The organism is Paraburkholderia bryophila, assembly GCF_013409255.1.
Taxonomy (GTDB): Bacteria; Pseudomonadota; Gammaproteobacteria; order Burkholderiales; family Burkholderiaceae; genus Paraburkholderia.
Map to the genome: position 1 here is coordinate 2,648,214 of NZ_JACCAS010000002.1, position 14,645 is coordinate 2,662,858.

A 14,645-nucleotide genomic window follows, 5' to 3' on the forward strand; every position below is an offset into this window, starting at 1 on the left:
ACCGTACTGTATTCGAGAGGAATGTGATGTCCGATATCGTCAAGACCATTGCCCGGTTCAACGCCGGCCGCGATCCCGAACGGCTCGCCATGAAATACCAGGCCATGCGCAGTTCGCCGTTCGTCTTTCTGCGCGGCACCTGCCACCTGTTCTACGCGGGTTTGCCGCGTGACAAGATGCTCGACGAAGCGCCGCCGGTCTGGATTTGCGGCGATATGCATCTGGAAAATTTCGGCAGCTACAAGGGCGATAACCGCCTGATCTACTTCGACAACAACGACTTCGACGAAGCCTGCCTCGCGCCGAATCTCTACGAGCTGGCGCGGCTTCTAACAAGCGTGCTGGTCGGCGCCAGCGACCTCAAGCTGAGCCGCGCGCAAGCGCTCGCGCTCTGTCACACCGCGCTCGATTCATACGGCGCGGCGCTCGCGTTCGGCAAGGCGCGCTGGATCGAAGCGGAGACCTCGGTCGGGATGGTGCGCGATCTGTTCGACGCGCTGGCGAGCCGCCCGCGCGCCGCGTTTCTGGACCGGCGCAGTGTGCTGAAGGGCAAGACCCGCGTGCTGAAAGTGGACGGCAAGAAGGCGTTGCCGGTTAGCGATCCACAGCGCGCGGCGGTCACGGAATTCATGAACAAGTTCGCGGCGAGCCAGCCCAATCCGGACTTCTATCGCATTCTCGACGTTGCGCGGCGCATTGCCGGCACCGGCAGTCTCGGCGTGGATCGTTACGTGATGCTGGTCGAAGGCAAAGGCTCGCCGGACGGCAACTTCCTGATCGATCTGAAAGAAGCGCTGCCGTCTTCGGTCATGCCGCATGTGCGTACGCCGCAGCCGACCTGGCAGAACGAAGCGCAACGCGTGGTCGACGTGCAGCGGCGCAATCAGGCCGTGTCGCAGGCATTCCTGCACGCGGTCGATTTCAATCAGCGTTCCTACGTGTTGCGCAGTTTGCAACCGTCGGAAGATCGCGTGGCCCTCAGTGATTGGGACGGCAAGCTGCCGCGGCTCGAAGAAGTGGTCAACAGCATGGCCCAACTGAGCGCGTGGGCCCATCTTCGCAGCGGCGGCCGGCAACGCTCGTCGATTGCGGACGAACTGATCGCGTTCGGTAATCGCAAGGATTGGCAGTTGCCGTTGATCGAAGTGGCAACGCAGTGCGAAGCCCAGGTCGCCGCCGACTGGAAAGCGTATTGCGAAGCCTACGATCGCGGCGAGTTCAAGCTGCCTGCGGCCCATTGAGTTTCGCGCGCGCCGCCGTGCATGACACGCGGCGCGCCTGGCTCGCTTGATTCGCTTGATTCGCCTCACTCTCGCATCGCTTCGCTTCGCTTCACGCACGCTTTCCCAATGCACGGCGCATGACAGCGTCGTGCATGCCAGCCTCGCTCCAGACAAACCCTGATTGCTGGGCGGATTGCCCCGCTGATATCGTTCGCTGCACTGATGTGGAAGCGCTTCCACTCGTGCGCCGGACTCGCTGGCGCCGTGCCTTCCGCCGTACCCGGTTCAATGACCTCAGCGCAGGAGAATCCGTGGCAAACGACGCATCCGCTGTATCCGACACACGCTCCCCCCAATCGCTTGCCGATCCGTTCACGCCGGCCGCCGACTCGTCGCTGTGGCGCAAAAACTTTCTGCTTGGCGCAGCCACGGCTTCGTATCAGATCGAAGGCGCCGTGGCTGAAGACGGTCGCCTGCCGTCGATCTGGGACACGTTCTCGGCCACGCCCGGCAAGGTGCTCGCCGGCGACACCGGCGCGGTGGCCTGCGATCACTATCATCGCTGGCAAGAGGACGTGGACATGCTGGCGGGGCTCGGCCTCGAGGGCTATCGGCTGTCGATCGCGTGGCCGCGCGTGATGGGCGCGGCCGGTGCGCCGAATCGCAAAGGCCTCGACTTTTACAAGCGCTTGCTGGCGCGCCTGAAAGAGAAGGGCATCACGACCTTCGTCACGCTGTATCACTGGGATCTGCCGCAGCATCTGGAAGATCGCGGCGGCTGGCTGAATCGCGACACCGCGTACCGTTTCGCCGACTACGCCGATCTGATGAGCCGCGAACTGGCCGGCAGCGTCGACGCCTGGGCGACGCTCAACGAGCCCTGGTGTTCCGCGTATCTCGGCTACGGCAACGGTCATCACGCGCCGGGTCTTGCCGATGGGCGTTTTGCGACGCAAGCCATGCATCATCTGCTGCTGGCGCATGGTCTCGCGGTGCCGGTATTGCGCGCCAACGATCCGGCCTCGCAGAAGGGCATCGTCGCGAACATGGGTCGCGGCACGGCGAATAGCGACAGCGCCGCCGACCAGCGCGCCGCGCATCTGTTCGAAGTTCAGCACAACGCGTGGATTCTCGATCCGCTGCTCAAGGGCGCGTATCCGCGCGATCTGTTCGAGTTGTGGCCGGGCACCGAACCGCTGGTGCTGGACGGCGACCTGCAGACCATTGCCGCGCCGCTCGATTTTCTCGGCGTCAACTATTACTTCCGCACGAACCTGGCGAGCGACGGCGCGCACGGTTTCACGGAAGTGCCGCCGGAAGGCGTGGAGCGCACGCAGATGGGCTGGGAGGTGCATCCGGATGGCTTGCGCGATCTGCTGACCGGCTTCAGGAAAACGTATGCGAACCTGCCGCCGATCTACATCACGGAAAACGGCATGGCGTCGGACGACAAGGTGACCGACGGCCACGTGGACGACACGCAGCGCATTGCGTTTCTCAAGCGCCATCTCGCCGCGGTCGATCAGGCGATCAAGGCGGGTGTCGACGTGCGCGGGTATTTTCTCTGGTCGCTGATGGATAACTTCGAGTGGGCGTTCGGTTACGAGCGGCGCTTTGGGGTCGTGCATGTGGACTACGCTACGCAGAAACGCACCATCAAACGCAGTGCCGAGCTGGTGGCGAAATTCCTGCGGGAGCGGAAGTTACTCACCTAAGTGACGTACATAAAGCACGAACATAAAGCACGCGTATAAAAGCAGTAAAGCTGGTTTGCATGTCGACTCGAAACACGGGCGCCAGGCCTGGCGCAACTATGTGGCATGGGATCGGTGTCAACGCTTTGCCCAGGCGGCGAAAGCGCTGACGCCGACCGACAGGAGACGGAATGAACAGCAAAAAAATAGCCTTGCGAGGCATTGTTGCAGCATTGGCGTTGTATGGCGTCGTCGCGCAGGCGGATCCCTTGAAGGCCAACGTGATTCACTGGTGGACCTCGGGCGGCGAGTCGGCCGCGATTCGCCAGTTCGCCGATGCGTATAACAAGGCCGGCGGCCAATGGGTCGACAACGCGGTAGCGGGCGCGGATCAGGCGCGCTCCACGGCGATCAACCGGATCATCGGCGGCGATCCACCCACGGCCGCGCAGTTCAATACCTCCAAGCAGTTTCACGACCTGATCGATCAGGGCCTGCTGAACAATGTCGACGACGTCGCCGCAAAAGAAAACTGGAACGGCGTGTTCCCGCCGTCGATCATCGACAGCATCAAGGTGAAAGGGCACTACTACGCCGCGCCCGTCGACATTCACATGCCGGCCTGGTTCTTCTATTCGAAGCCGGCGTTCCAGAAGGCCGGCATTGCCGCCGAGCCGAAAAGCTACGACGAATTCCTCGCCGATCTCGGCAAGCTGAAAACCGCGGGTGTGATTCCGCTCGCGCTAGGTGGCCAGCCGTGGCAGGAAAAAATCACCTTCGACGCCGTATTCGCCGACGTAGGCGGCCCCGATCTTTATCTGAAGGTGTATCGCGATCGCGACCAGAACGCGGTGAAGTCCGACGCCTTCAAGAAAGTGCTGGCCTCGTTCAAACGCCTGCACGATTTCGTCGACGCCGGTTCACCGGGCCGCAACTGGAACGACGCGACCGCGCTGGTGATTTCCGGCAAGGCGGGCGTGCAGATCATGGGCGACTGGGCCAAGGGCGAATTCTCCGCGGCCAAACAGGTCGCGGGCAAGGACTTCGGCTGCTTCCCGGGTTTCGGTCCGCATTCGCCGTATCTGGTCGCGGGCGACGTGTTCGTGTTCCCGAAGACGGATAATCCGACCACGATCAAGGCGCAGAACCTGCTCGCCACGGTCATGACCTCGCCGGCCGCGCAAGTCGCGTTCAGCGCGAAGAAAGGCTCGATTCCGATTCGTCCCGACGTGGACGTGAGCAGTCTCGACATCTGCGCGAAGGAGGGCATGGCGATCATGAAGGACAAGTCGCGTCAGTTGCCGAATCCGGAAATGCTGCTGTCGCCCGACACGCAGGGCGCGTTGATCGACGTCATCACCAATTTCTGGAACAAGAACCAGTCGGTGGATGATGCGCAGAAAGCCTTTGCCAGCGCGTTGAAGAGCTAGGGGGAGCAGCATGCACGCGCTCAAGGTGCCCGCCGCCGGGTCGAAGTCCGCTGCGCCGTTGCGCAATGCGCCACACGGCGGACCACACAACGGACCACGCAGCAAGCCGCTGAAAAAGCGCTTTCCGTTCGCGGCCTGGCTGGCGTTGCTGCCGATGGTCCTGACCGTCGTGTTCGCGTATCTCGGCACGATGGTCTGGACCGCGCGCGTGTCGCTCAGCAATTCGCGCACGTTTCCTTCCGGCGACTTCGTGGGCCTCTCGCAATACACGCGGCTGTTCAATAACGACCGCTGGCTGCTGTCGCTGCAGAACATCGTGATCTACGGCGCGTGCTTTATCGTCGCGTGCATGGTGATCGGTTTGCTGCTGGCGATCTTCATCGATCAGCGCGTGGTCGCGGAAGGCGCGTTGCGGACGATCTTTCTCTATCCGTATGCGATGTCGTTCGTCGCGACCGGCCTCGTCTGGCAGTGGATTCTGAATCCGGAGCTCGGCGCGCAGGCCCTGTTGCACAAGCTCGGCTTCGCGCATGCGCGCTTCGACTGGATCGTCGATCAGGACTGGGTGATCTACACGATCGTGATCGCGACCGTGTGGCAGGCCTCGGGGCTGGTGATGGCGTTACTGCTCGCCGGCTTGCGCGGGATCGACGAAGAACTGTGGAAAGCCGCGCGGATCGACGGTATTCCGCGTTGGCGCGTGTATGCGAGCATCGTGGTGCCGATGCTCGGGCCGTCGATGTCCACCGCCTTCGTGCTGCTGTTCGTGATGGTCGTGAAACTCTACGACGCCGTGGTCGCAATGACGCAAGGCGGTCCCGGCACCGCCAGCGAAGTGCCGGCCAAGTTCATCATGGACTATCTGTTCGGGCGCGCCAATATCGGCCTTGCGTCGGCGGCTTCCATCGTCTTGCTGACCACCGTGCTGGCGATTCTCGCGCCGTTCTTCTATGCCCGCAGCCGCGCCGCGTTGCGCAAGGAGGCGTGATGAACACGCTCAGTTCTCCGCTGAAAAACGGCACGCCGGGGCGCGTACGCCCGCGCCGCCGACGTGCCGCATTCACACCGGCGCGCCTTGGCGTCTACGCGTTTCTGCTGACGGCCGCGCTGTTTTTCCTGCTGCCTTTGTATGTGATGGTCGTCACTTCCGTCAAGCCGATGAGCGAGATCCGTCTCGGCAATCTGCTGGCGTTGCCCGCGCATTTCACGTTGAGCGCATGGAGCGCCGCGTGGCAATCCGCGTGCACCGGGCTCGATTGCAACGGCATTCAGGTCGGCTTCTGGAACTCGGTGCGCATTGTCGTGCCGAGCACGATCTTGTCGATCGCGATCGGCGCGGTGAACGGCTACGCATTGTCGTTCTGGCGGCCGCGCGGCGCCGGGTTGCTGTTCGGCGTGCTGCTGATGGGCGCGTTCATTCCGGTGCAGGTGATGGTCTATCCGCTCGTGCGGGTGCTGGCGAGCGTGCATCTGTTCAGCTCGTTGCCGGGCATCGTGGTGATTCACACGATCTTCGGTATGCCGGTCATGACGCTGCTGTTCCGCAACTACTACGCGTCGATTCCGCAGGAACTGTTCAAGGCCGCGCGCATCGACGGCGGTGGCTTCTGGCGTATCTTCATGCAACTGATGCTGCCCATGTCCACGCCGATCATCGTGGTGGCGGTCATCATGCAGGTAACGGGCATCTGGAACGACTTCATTCTCGGGCTGGTGTTCGCCGGCACCAAAAATCTGCCGATGACGGTACAACTGAACAACATCATCAACACGACGACCGGCGAGCGGCTCTATAACGTCAATATGGCGGCGACCATTCTGACTTCCATGGTGCCGCTGGCGGTGTACTTCGTTTCGGGCCGCTGGTTTGTGCGCGGCATTGCGTCCGGCGCGGTGAAGGGGTAGACGGGTATGGCAAATCTTGCGAATACGGTTGACATGACGGACGCCATCGACGCAACAGGCACGGCGGACATGGCCGACGCGGCGGGTCTCACGAATCCGGCCAACGTGGCGGTGCGCAATCTCACCATCCGCCTCGGCGCGAACACCGTGATCGAAAATCTCGATCTCGACGTGCGTGCCGGCGAGTTCGTGGTGTTGCTCGGCCCTTCGGGTTGCGGCAAATCCACGTTGCTGCACAGCATTGCCGGACTGATCGACGTGAGCGACGGCAGCATCGAAATTGCTGGTGAAGACATGACGTGGGCCGATCCGAAAGATCGCCGCATCGCACTGGTGTTTCAGTCGTACGCGCTGTATCCGACCATGAGCGTGGAGCGGAATCTGTCGTTCGCGTTGCGTATCAACGGTACGCCGAAGGCGGAGATAGCACGGCGCGTGGCGCGTGCCGCCGAAATGCTGCAACTCGGCCCGCTGCTCAAGCGCAAACCGGCGCAGCTCTCGGGCGGCCAACGGCAGCGCGTGGCGATCGGCCGCGCGATCGTGCGCGAAGCGGACGTGTTTCTGTTCGACGAACCGCTGTCGAATCTCGACGCCAAATTGCGCACCGAACTGCGCCGCGAGCTCAAGCAGTTGCATCAGCGCCTGGGCGCGACGATGATCTACGTGACGCACGATCAGGTCGAGGCAATGACGCTCGCTACCCGCATGGCGGTGATGCGCGGCGGCGTGATCCAGCAGTTCGGCACGCCCGCCGAAGTCTATGCTCGGCCCGACAATCTGTTCGTCGCGACCTTCCTGGGTTCGCCCGCGATGAACCTGCTCAAGGGCACGATGGAGACGCGCGACGGCGCGGTGTACTTCTGCACGCCGCAATGGCGGCTCGAGGTGTCGGCGTATCCGTTCAAACACGCACCCGCGCAAGCGTTGCCCTGCGTGCTCGGCGTGCGGGCCGAAGACGTCAAGGTCGGCGCGGGCCTGAGCGAGCGCGCAAAAGTTTCGCTGGTGGAGCCGATGGGCAACCACCGCGTCATTTGGCTCGACTATCATGGCGTACAGGTCGCCTCGATCGATCAGACGAAGACACCGGTGGCGCTCGCGGACACGGTCGCGTTTTCGTTCGATAGCGAACAGGTCTCGCTGTTCGACGAAGCGGGGGGCGAGCGGTTATAGCGCGGTTTGCGACGCTAACGGCGCTCTCGAATACAACAGGGCTTGACGGAGATCCGCGTGGCTACCCTCAAAGATGTCGCGGCACTCGCCGGCGTGGGCATGTCGACCGCGTCGCGCGCCATTTCCGGCAAAGGGCCGATTTCGGCCGATGCGGCCGCCCGCGTGAACGCGGCTATCGAAACACTGAACTTCCGCCCGTCGTCGATCGGGCGCGCCATGGCAACGCAGTCGCTCGGCATGGTCGGCATTTTCGTGCCGACTTTCTTCGGCTCGTATTACGGCACGATTCTCAAACAGACCGATACCGAACTACGCGCGGTGCGCCGTCACGTGGTGGTGGCGACCGGCTGCGGGGAAGTGTCGCCGCGCGAGCAGGCCATGGAAGCGGTGCGCTTTCTGATCGGCCGCGATTGCGATGGCGTGGTGGTGATCAGCCACGATCTGCACGACGAAGACCTGATCATGCTGCACAAGATGCATCCGAAGATGGTGTTTCTGAACCGCGCGTTCGATCAGTTGCCGGAGGCGTCATTTTGCGCGGATCACCGGCGCGGCGGCGAGCTGGCCGCACGCACACTGCTCGATCACGGACACCGCCATATCGCGGTAATTTCAGGGCCGTTCAGCGCGTCGGACAACCAGACCCGGCTCGCGGGTTTCTTCGCCGAACTGGCGCGTGAAGGCATCAAGCGCGAGGACGTCACGCTGATCGAATCGGATTTCTCGCCGGAGGGGGGGTACGCCGCCACGCGCAAGCTGCTCGACACGACGCGGCATTTTACAGGGCTGTTCTGCGCGAACGACACGATGGCGGTGAGCGCGCTCGCGTACCTGCACGAGGCCGGGGTGGCGGTGCCGGACGAAGTGTCGGTGATTGGGTACGACGACGATTACTCGGCCGCTTATGCGTCGCCCGGGCTGACGTCGGTGCATATTCCGACTGCGGAACTGACGCAGAACGCGGTACGGTGGCTGCTCAATGAGTGCTACCGGACCACGTGGGAAGTTTTCCGCGAGTTTCCGGTGAGCGTGACGATGCGCAAGTCGGTGGGGCCAGCGCCGGGCGCGGTTTAGGTGCCGCTGCGCAACGACTGTTCGTGGCGCTGACGCGCTTCTTCGTCGAGCCGCGTGTCTTCGAGTTCCTGCAGCACCGCTTCCAGATCGATCGGCGTAGTGTCCAGTTCGACGCGGCCGGTCAACTCACTCTCGACATGTAACGCACCCGCTTCGTAAAGCGCCCAGATTTCCTTGCCGTAACTGGCCTCGAGCAATGCCGGCGCAAACTGCCCGAAATACGTGGCGAGGTTATTCACGTCGCGTTCCAGCATGGCGGGCGCTTCGAGATTGCCGGCGGCATTCACCGCTTGCGGCAGGTCGATGATGACCGGGCCGTCGGTGGCCAGCAGAATGTTGTACTCGGACAGGTCGCCGTGAATCATGCCGGCGCACAACATGCGCACCACTTCCCGAACCAGCACGGCGTGCAGTTCGAGTGCGCGTGCTTCGCTCATGTCCACGTCGTTCAGACGCGGCGCAACGTTGCCGTCGGCGTCGGTCACCAGCTCCATCAGCAATACGCCGTCGGTGCAGATAAACGGTTGCGGCACGCGCACGCCCGCGTTGGCGAGCTGGAACAACGCGTCGACTTCAGCGTTCTGCCATGCCTGTTCCTGCACTTCGCGGCCGTAGCGGCTGCCTTTTTCCATGGCGCGCTGTTCGCGGCTGTTCTTGACCTTGCGGCCTTCGCGATACGACGCGGCCTGGCGGAAACTGCGCTGTTTGGCGTCTTTATAAACCTTCGCGCAACGGATGGAGTCGCCGCTGCGCACCACGTAAACGGTGGCTTCCTTGCCGCTCATCAACTGCGAGATGACTTCGTCGATCAGGCCTTCTTCGACCAGCGGGAGCAGACGTTTGGGTGTTTTCATGCGGCCGCCCTGGAGCGGAAGGCGGCGCGGCGGCCATGTGCGGCCGGTTGGGGGAGGGTATCGAGCGAAATTCGGATCATGCCGGATTATAAAGGGTTAGGCGGCCCTGACCGGAACGCGCGCGCCAATGCGCCGGGTTTCGCCGGCAAATGGCTGCGCCGACGTCGCGTAAATAAAGACAGTGGGTTGAAAAATAACGTCCGATACCTTAGGCAAATATCGTACTTGTGTCTGAAGTATCGGACGTTACGGTTCGTCCGATGTGCCGGAAAGCGGCCCGTCACCCTCTTCGTCATCAAGCGGCGCCTTGAGCAAAGGCCCGAGCGCCCGCTCGATGCAGTGCAGGAAATACTCCGCCGGCCGCGTCAGCTGCGACTCCTGCGGCGCCAGCAGGTACAACCGCAAAGGCGGCGGCGCGACCGGCAAGGCGAGCCGCACGAAGCTCTGGCCCAGCGAGGTTTCTTCGAGCGAATGGGTGGTCCACGCAAAGATGGCGTCGGTGCTGACCATCAGGCTGTAGTACAGCGCGTACGACGTGCAGCGGGTAATCCGCCGCGGCGGCGTGAGTCCGGCGCGCTCGAACATCGCGCGGACAAAGCTGGGGTAGTTGTCCGTCACGTCGGTGTGAATCCATTCCGCTTCCTGTACCGCCGCGAGCGAGGTCGCGCTGGCATAGGGACTTTGCGCGCGCGCCACGAAGGCGGTGTCGAACGCGACCATCTGCCGGACGTTGCCCGAGTCGCTCACCGGCCGCGCGAACGCGGCGAATGCCAGATCCACCGTGCGGTTGCGTAGTTGCTCCTGCAACTGGTTGAAACCGAGTTCACGAAACTCCAGCGTGACCTGCGGCCAGCGCTGACGAAATTCGACGAACGCCTCGGTTAGCCCGGTCGTACCGACAATCGGCGTCACGCCGATCACCAGGCTGCCGTCCCGCAAACCTTTCAGATGCGCCATGTCTTCCTCGGCGCGCTCCATTTCCCGCACCACCGTGCGCGCCCGGCTCACCAGCGCCGCGCCTTCGGCGGTGGGCACGACGCCCCACTGATTGCGCTCCAGCAGGCGAACGCCGAACTCCGTCTCCAGTTCCCGCACGGCTTTCGTGATGGCCGGCTGCGTCACGTAGAGCGCCTTCGCCGCGCCGTTGATGCTGCCGGTCGACGCAATCGCGACCAGCGCCCGTAAATGATGAAGTTTCATGATGCGGAAGATAACACTGCAGGTTATGCGTATCAAAATTTGTGCTTTTTTGTTTCGGGCGAGGATCTTTACGCTTGGCTTCGAACGGTTGCGATACGGCAGCCTTCTTGAACGGAGTCATGAATGACGCAGTCTTTTCCCCCACTTCTCGCCGAGCTGCGCGAGACCGAGCACGAATTCATTTCGATTCGCCACGACATTCACGCGCACCCGGAGCTCGGCTTCGCTGAAACGCGCACGGCCGGGCTGGTCGCCGGCAAGCTCGCCGAATGGGGGTATGCGGTGACGACGGGTGTCGGCGGCACGGGGGTAGTCGGCCAGTTGAAACGCGGCACGTCGGACCGCACGCTCGGGCTGCGCGCCGATATGGACGCGCTGCCGATCCAGGAGGCGACCGGTCTGCCGTACGCGAGCACGGTCGCGCGGACCATGCATGCGTGCGGTCACGACGGCCACACGGCGATGCTGCTGGCGGCGGCGCATCGTCTCGCGACGAAGGGCGAGTTCGACGGCACGCTGAACCTGATCTTCCAGCCGGCGGAAGAAGGACTGGGCGGCGCGTCGAAGATGATCGCGGACGGTCTCTTCACGCGCTTTCCGTGCGACCAGGTGTTCGCGCTGCACAACGCGCCGGGCCTGCCGGTCGGTCATTTCGCGCTGCGCCACGGCTGCATGATGGCGTCGTCCGATTCGGTGACGATCACCGTGACCGGCAAAGGCACGCACGGCGCGATGCCGCAGCTCGGCTGCGATCCGATCGTGGCGGCGTCCAACATCGTGCTGGCCTTGCAGTCGATCGTCGCACGCAACATCGAGCCGACCCGCGCAGCGGTGGTGACGGTCGGTGCGTTCAACGCGGGCACCGCGCCGAATGTGATTCCCGAAACGGCGACGCTGCAACTCTCGGTCCGCGCGCTCGACGCCGAAACACGCGACAAGGTCGAAGCGCGGATTCGCAGCATTGCGCACCTGCAGGCGCAAACCTACGGCGCCAGCGCCGAGGTCGACTACCGGCAGATCTCGCGACCGCTGATCAATCACCGCGGCGCGGCCGACCTCGCGATCGCCACCATCGAAGCGCTCGCGGGTCCACACGGCTACACGCTGATGCCCGATGCCGTGATGGGCAGCGAGGACTTCTCGTGGATGACCGAAGTGGTGCCGGGCTGCTACGTGGTGCTCGGCAACGGCGTCGACTCTCACGGCGGTTGCGCGGTCCACAACCCGGCATACGACTTCAACGACGCGGCGCTTAGTTGGGGCGCCGCGTATTTCGTCGGGCTCACCGAGCGCTATCTGAGCGCACCGCGATGAGCGCATCGATTCGCCGAGGCTGCGGCTGATCCGCCCGGCGACACCCCCCGGCACGTCACTTTCCACACAACAAATCGCAAGCGAGAAAGAGGGAGACCCATGAAGAAATGCATCGCAATGAGCGCGGCACTGCTGACGCTCGGGACCGGCACGGCGCACGCCGAACCGTATCAGGTGACCTTGCTGTCCGCGCTGCCGGAGTTCAACGGCAGCCTGCGCGAAGGCGTGGCGCTCTACGGCTCGGTCGATATGGGCATCAACTACCAGAGCGTGGGCGGCAGGTCGCTGGTGCAGACGCAGAGCGGCGGCGAATGGACGTCGAAGTTCGGGCTGTTCGGACGCGAGGATCTGGGCGGCGGCCTGCGCGCCGAGTTCAACCTGGAAAATGGATTTCTCGCCAACAACGGCACGCAGCAGGACAGCACCTCGTTCTTCAATCGCGAGTCGTGGGTCGGCCTGAATTCGTCGACGTATGGCCGCGTGCGCTTCGGCAAGCAGATCGGCACGGGCCTGCCGCTCTTCGTCGACGTGTTCGGCACGGTGGGCACCAACTCCGCCTATACGTGGCTCGGCACGGCGGTCGTGCAGACGCCGAAGGGCTATGGCTACAACAGCGACCTCGGCGCGGGCGCCACGCAACTCGCCGCGCGCGTGAACAACGCGATCACCTATCTGTCGCCGAGCTTCGCGGGCTTCAGCACCGAGTTGATGTACGCGCCCAGCAACGTGGCCGGCCAGGCGCCGACCGCGGCGGCGCAGGGCGCGTTATTGCAGTGGTACAACGGCACGACCTATCTGACGGCCAACTTCAACCAGGTGTGGGGCGCAAACGGCACGAGCACGGTGCGCAACGATCTGTACGGCCTCGGTGTGGTCTACGACACCGGCAAGATCGTGTTGTCGGGCGCCTTCAATCAGTACGCGCCGAAGCTCGTCAACGACGGCGTCGCGCGTGTCTATACGCTCGGCACGATCTGGCCGATCGGGCGCAACGCGTTTCGCGCGTCGGTGGTGTATCGCGATACGTCCGGCGTGCACGACTCGGCGAACAAACTCGCGAAAGACTCCGCGCTCGGCGTGATGCTTGGCTACGACTACACGTTGTCGAAACGAACCGGCCTGTATGCGCGCGCCGGGTTCATCCGCAATTACGGCATCTCCACGGTATTGCTGAACAACAACCCGCTGCCGACGCAAACCGGCAGCACCGCGCCGGAACTCGGCACGACACCGGTGACGGTATCGCTCGGCATGTATCACAACTTCTAGGCGCGATGCTCCCCATGAATGCCATCCAACCCCATGCAAGCGTGGTCGCCGGCCAGGCGGCCGAACCACGCGCGTCGCGCCGGACCATCGTCGCGGCGACGCTCGGCAACGGCCTGGAGTTCTTCGACTTCACGGTCTACAGTTTTTTCGCGGCGCTGATCGGCAAGCTGTTCTTTCCGGCCGGCAGCGAGGCCGGCGCGCTGATGATGTCGCTCGCGACGTTCGGCGTCGGCTTCGTCGTGCGGCCGCTCGGTAGCATCGTGATCGGCGCGTACGCCGACCGCGCGGGACGCAAGCAGGCGCTGGTGCTGACCGTGTCGTTGATGGCGCTCGGCACCGGCATGATTGGCCTCGCGCCGACCTACGCGTCGATCGGTCTCGCGGCGCCCGCGCTGATCGTGTTCGGCCGCTTGCTGCAAGGCTTTTCGGCGGGCGGCGAAGTGGGCGCGGCCACCACGCTGCTGATGGAATCGGGCAGCGCGGGGCGGCGCGGTTCGCTGGTGAGCTGGCAAATGGCTTCGCAGGGCGGCGCGGCGCTGGCCGGCGCGCTGGTCGCGGCGACGCTGTCGCGCTGCCTGTCGCACGAGGCGCTGCTGGCGTGGGGCTGGCGGGTGCCGTTTCTGATCGGCCTGCTGATCGGTCCGCTCGGTTTCTATCTGCGCCGGCATCTGGACGAGACCTTGCCGGCCGTGCGCACCGGGCAGGGGCAAACGAAAACGCCAACGCATGGCATGGCGACCTCCCAGACGGCCTCGCCGAAGCCGCGTATCGAATGGCGGCAAATCGTGGCGGGCACGATGCTGGTGATCGGCGGCACCTCGACGATGTACGTGATCGTCTTTTTTCTACCCGCCTTCCTCACGATGACGACCGGCATGCCGTCGGCCGTCTCGCTGCTGGCCGGCTGCACGGCGGGTCTGGTGCTGCTGGTCGGCTCGCCGTTCGCCGGCCGTCTCGCGGACCGGATGCCGCATCGCAAGACCTTGCTGTACGCGGTGTCGGTGGTATCGCTCGTGCTGCTGCTGCCGGCCTTCTACGCGATCAAAACCTGGCCGTCGATCGGCACGGTGGTGCTCGTCGTGTTCGTGCTGACCGGGTTGATGACGACGTCCAGTCCAGCGGGTTTCGTTCTGATTCTCGAAGCGTTCAAACCGGAAGTGCGCGCGACCTCGCTCGGCGTGATTTATGCGCTGGGCGTGACGATCTTCGGCGGCTTCGCGCAGTTGATCGTCAGCGCGCTGTGGCGCCTGTCGGGCAGTTTCTACGCGCCGGCCTGGTACATGCTGGTCTGCGGCCTCGTGAGTTTCGCGGGCGTGCTGCTGTTCAGGGAAGCCGGTCAGGGTGCGTAGGCCTGGTTCGCCCGGCGTCGCGTGCGGGCTGCGTGGCGCCGGCGTTTTCGATTGAGCTGCCAGAGGCGGTCGGCGATCGCAGCACCGTAACGGCCTCGTAATCATCTGCAACAGTGTTTTGCGGTTTCCCCTCCTGCGATTTGTTTTTGCTTCGCTTAAACTC

At 63.8% G+C, this 14,645-nt stretch carries 12 protein-coding genes; 10 read left to right on the forward strand and 2 right to left on the reverse strand.

Annotated elements, in window-relative coordinates; all coding sequences use genetic code 11:
- The first annotated feature begins 26 nt into the window (after window positions 1-26).
- The 7 genes from GGD40_RS32835 (at window position 27) to GGD40_RS32865 (ending at window position 8,496) form a co-directional block, all read left to right on the forward strand.
- Window positions 27-1,241 carry a DUF2252 domain-containing protein gene (locus GGD40_RS32835; protein WP_179746446.1) on the forward strand — a complete coding sequence of 405 codons (1,215 nt, stop codon included), beginning with the start codon at window positions 27-29 and terminating at the stop codon, window positions 1,239-1,241.
- Between the two features lie 293 nt (window positions 1,242-1,534).
- Complete coding sequence (locus GGD40_RS32840; RefSeq protein ID WP_179746448.1) at window positions 1,535-2,938, forward strand: GH1 family beta-glucosidase; 1,404 nt, start codon at window positions 1,535-1,537, stop codon at window positions 2,936-2,938.
- A 170-nt stretch (window positions 2,939-3,108) separates the two neighbouring features.
- Complete coding sequence (locus GGD40_RS32845) at window positions 3,109-4,347, forward strand: ABC transporter substrate-binding protein (protein WP_179746450.1); 1,239 nt, start codon at window positions 3,109-3,111, stop codon at window positions 4,345-4,347.
- Window positions 4,348-4,357: 10 nt separating this feature from the next.
- A complete protein-coding gene (locus GGD40_RS32850) occupies window positions 4,358-5,335 on the forward strand; it encodes a carbohydrate ABC transporter permease (RefSeq protein WP_179746451.1) in 978 nt (325 codons plus the stop codon).
- A complete protein-coding gene (locus GGD40_RS32855; RefSeq protein ID WP_179746452.1) occupies window positions 5,335-6,252 on the forward strand; it encodes a carbohydrate ABC transporter permease in 918 nt (305 codons plus the stop codon). Before GGD40_RS32850 ends, GGD40_RS32855 begins: the two co-directional genes overlap by 1 nt.
- Before the next feature lie 6 nt (window positions 6,253-6,258).
- Entirely contained in the window at window positions 6,259-7,422 is a 1,164-nt protein-coding gene (locus GGD40_RS32860) for an ABC transporter ATP-binding protein (protein ID WP_179746453.1), read from the forward strand.
- A 57-nt stretch (window positions 7,423-7,479) separates the two neighbouring features.
- A complete protein-coding gene (locus GGD40_RS32865) occupies window positions 7,480-8,496 on the forward strand; it encodes a LacI family DNA-binding transcriptional regulator (protein WP_179746454.1) in 1,017 nt (338 codons plus the stop codon).
- Here the strand turns inward: GGD40_RS32865 and GGD40_RS32870 are convergent.
- Together GGD40_RS32870 and GGD40_RS32875 are read right to left on the reverse strand one after the other, a co-directional pair.
- On the reverse strand, window positions 8,493-9,350 hold the full coding sequence (locus GGD40_RS32870) for a PA4780 family RIO1-like protein kinase (RefSeq protein ID WP_179709887.1): 858 nt from the start codon (window positions 9,348-9,350) through the stop codon (window positions 8,493-8,495). The genes GGD40_RS32865 and GGD40_RS32870 overlap by 4 nt on opposite strands.
- Before the next feature lie 246 nt (window positions 9,351-9,596).
- On the reverse strand, window positions 9,597-10,550 hold the full coding sequence (locus tag GGD40_RS32875) for a LysR family transcriptional regulator (RefSeq protein WP_179746455.1): 954 nt from the start codon (window positions 10,548-10,550) through the stop codon (window positions 9,597-9,599).
- Window positions 10,551-10,673: 123 nt separating this feature from the next.
- Between GGD40_RS32875 and GGD40_RS32880 the strand changes: the two genes are divergently transcribed.
- The 3 genes from GGD40_RS32880 to GGD40_RS32890 all read left to right on the forward strand — a co-directional run bounded on the left by GGD40_RS32880 (window position 10,674) and on the right by GGD40_RS32890 (window position 14,482).
- Window positions 10,674-11,864 (forward strand): M20 aminoacylase family protein, encoded by a 1,191-nt coding sequence (locus GGD40_RS32880; RefSeq protein WP_179746456.1) that lies wholly within the window; start codon window positions 10,674-10,676, stop codon window positions 11,862-11,864.
- A gap of 99 nt (window positions 11,865-11,963) precedes the next feature.
- Window positions 11,964-13,133, forward strand: coding sequence for a porin (locus GGD40_RS32885; protein WP_179709884.1), 1,170 nt, complete (start codon window positions 11,964-11,966; stop codon window positions 13,131-13,133).
- Between the two features lie 14 nt (window positions 13,134-13,147).
- Window positions 13,148-14,482 (forward strand): MFS transporter, encoded by a 1,335-nt coding sequence (locus GGD40_RS32890; protein WP_179746457.1) that lies wholly within the window; start codon window positions 13,148-13,150, stop codon window positions 14,480-14,482.
- Window positions 14,483-14,645: the final 163 nt, after the last annotated feature.

Bases quoted from the DNA above. Each gene is read 5' to 3' on its own strand.
- GGD40_RS32850 (WP_179746451.1), top strand. From the start codon at position 4,358: ATGCACGCGCTCAAGGTGCCCGCCGCCGGGTCGAAGTCCGCTGCGCCG.
- GGD40_RS32855 (WP_179746452.1), top strand. From the start codon at position 5,335: ATGAACACGCTCAGTTCTCCGCTGAAAAACGGCACGCCGGGGCGCGTA.
- GGD40_RS32835 (WP_179746446.1), top strand. From the start codon at position 27: ATGTCCGATATCGTCAAGACCATTGCCCGGTTCAACGCCGGCCGCGAT.
- GGD40_RS32875 (WP_179746455.1), bottom strand. From the start codon at position 10,550: ATGAAACTTCATCATTTACGGGCGCTGGTCGCGATTGCGTCGACCGGC.
- GGD40_RS32845 (WP_179746450.1), top strand. From the start codon at position 3,109: ATGAACAGCAAAAAAATAGCCTTGCGAGGCATTGTTGCAGCATTGGCG.
- GGD40_RS32880 (WP_179746456.1), top strand. From the start codon at position 10,674: ATGACGCAGTCTTTTCCCCCACTTCTCGCCGAGCTGCGCGAGACCGAG.
- GGD40_RS32860 (WP_179746453.1), top strand. From the start codon at position 6,259: ATGGCAAATCTTGCGAATACGGTTGACATGACGGACGCCATCGACGCA.
- GGD40_RS32890 (WP_179746457.1), top strand. From the start codon at position 13,148: ATGAATGCCATCCAACCCCATGCAAGCGTGGTCGCCGGCCAGGCGGCC.
- GGD40_RS32885 (WP_179709884.1), top strand. From the start codon at position 11,964: ATGAAGAAATGCATCGCAATGAGCGCGGCACTGCTGACGCTCGGGACC.
- GGD40_RS32870 (WP_179709887.1), bottom strand. From the start codon at position 9,350: ATGAAAACACCCAAACGTCTGCTCCCGCTGGTCGAAGAAGGCCTGATC.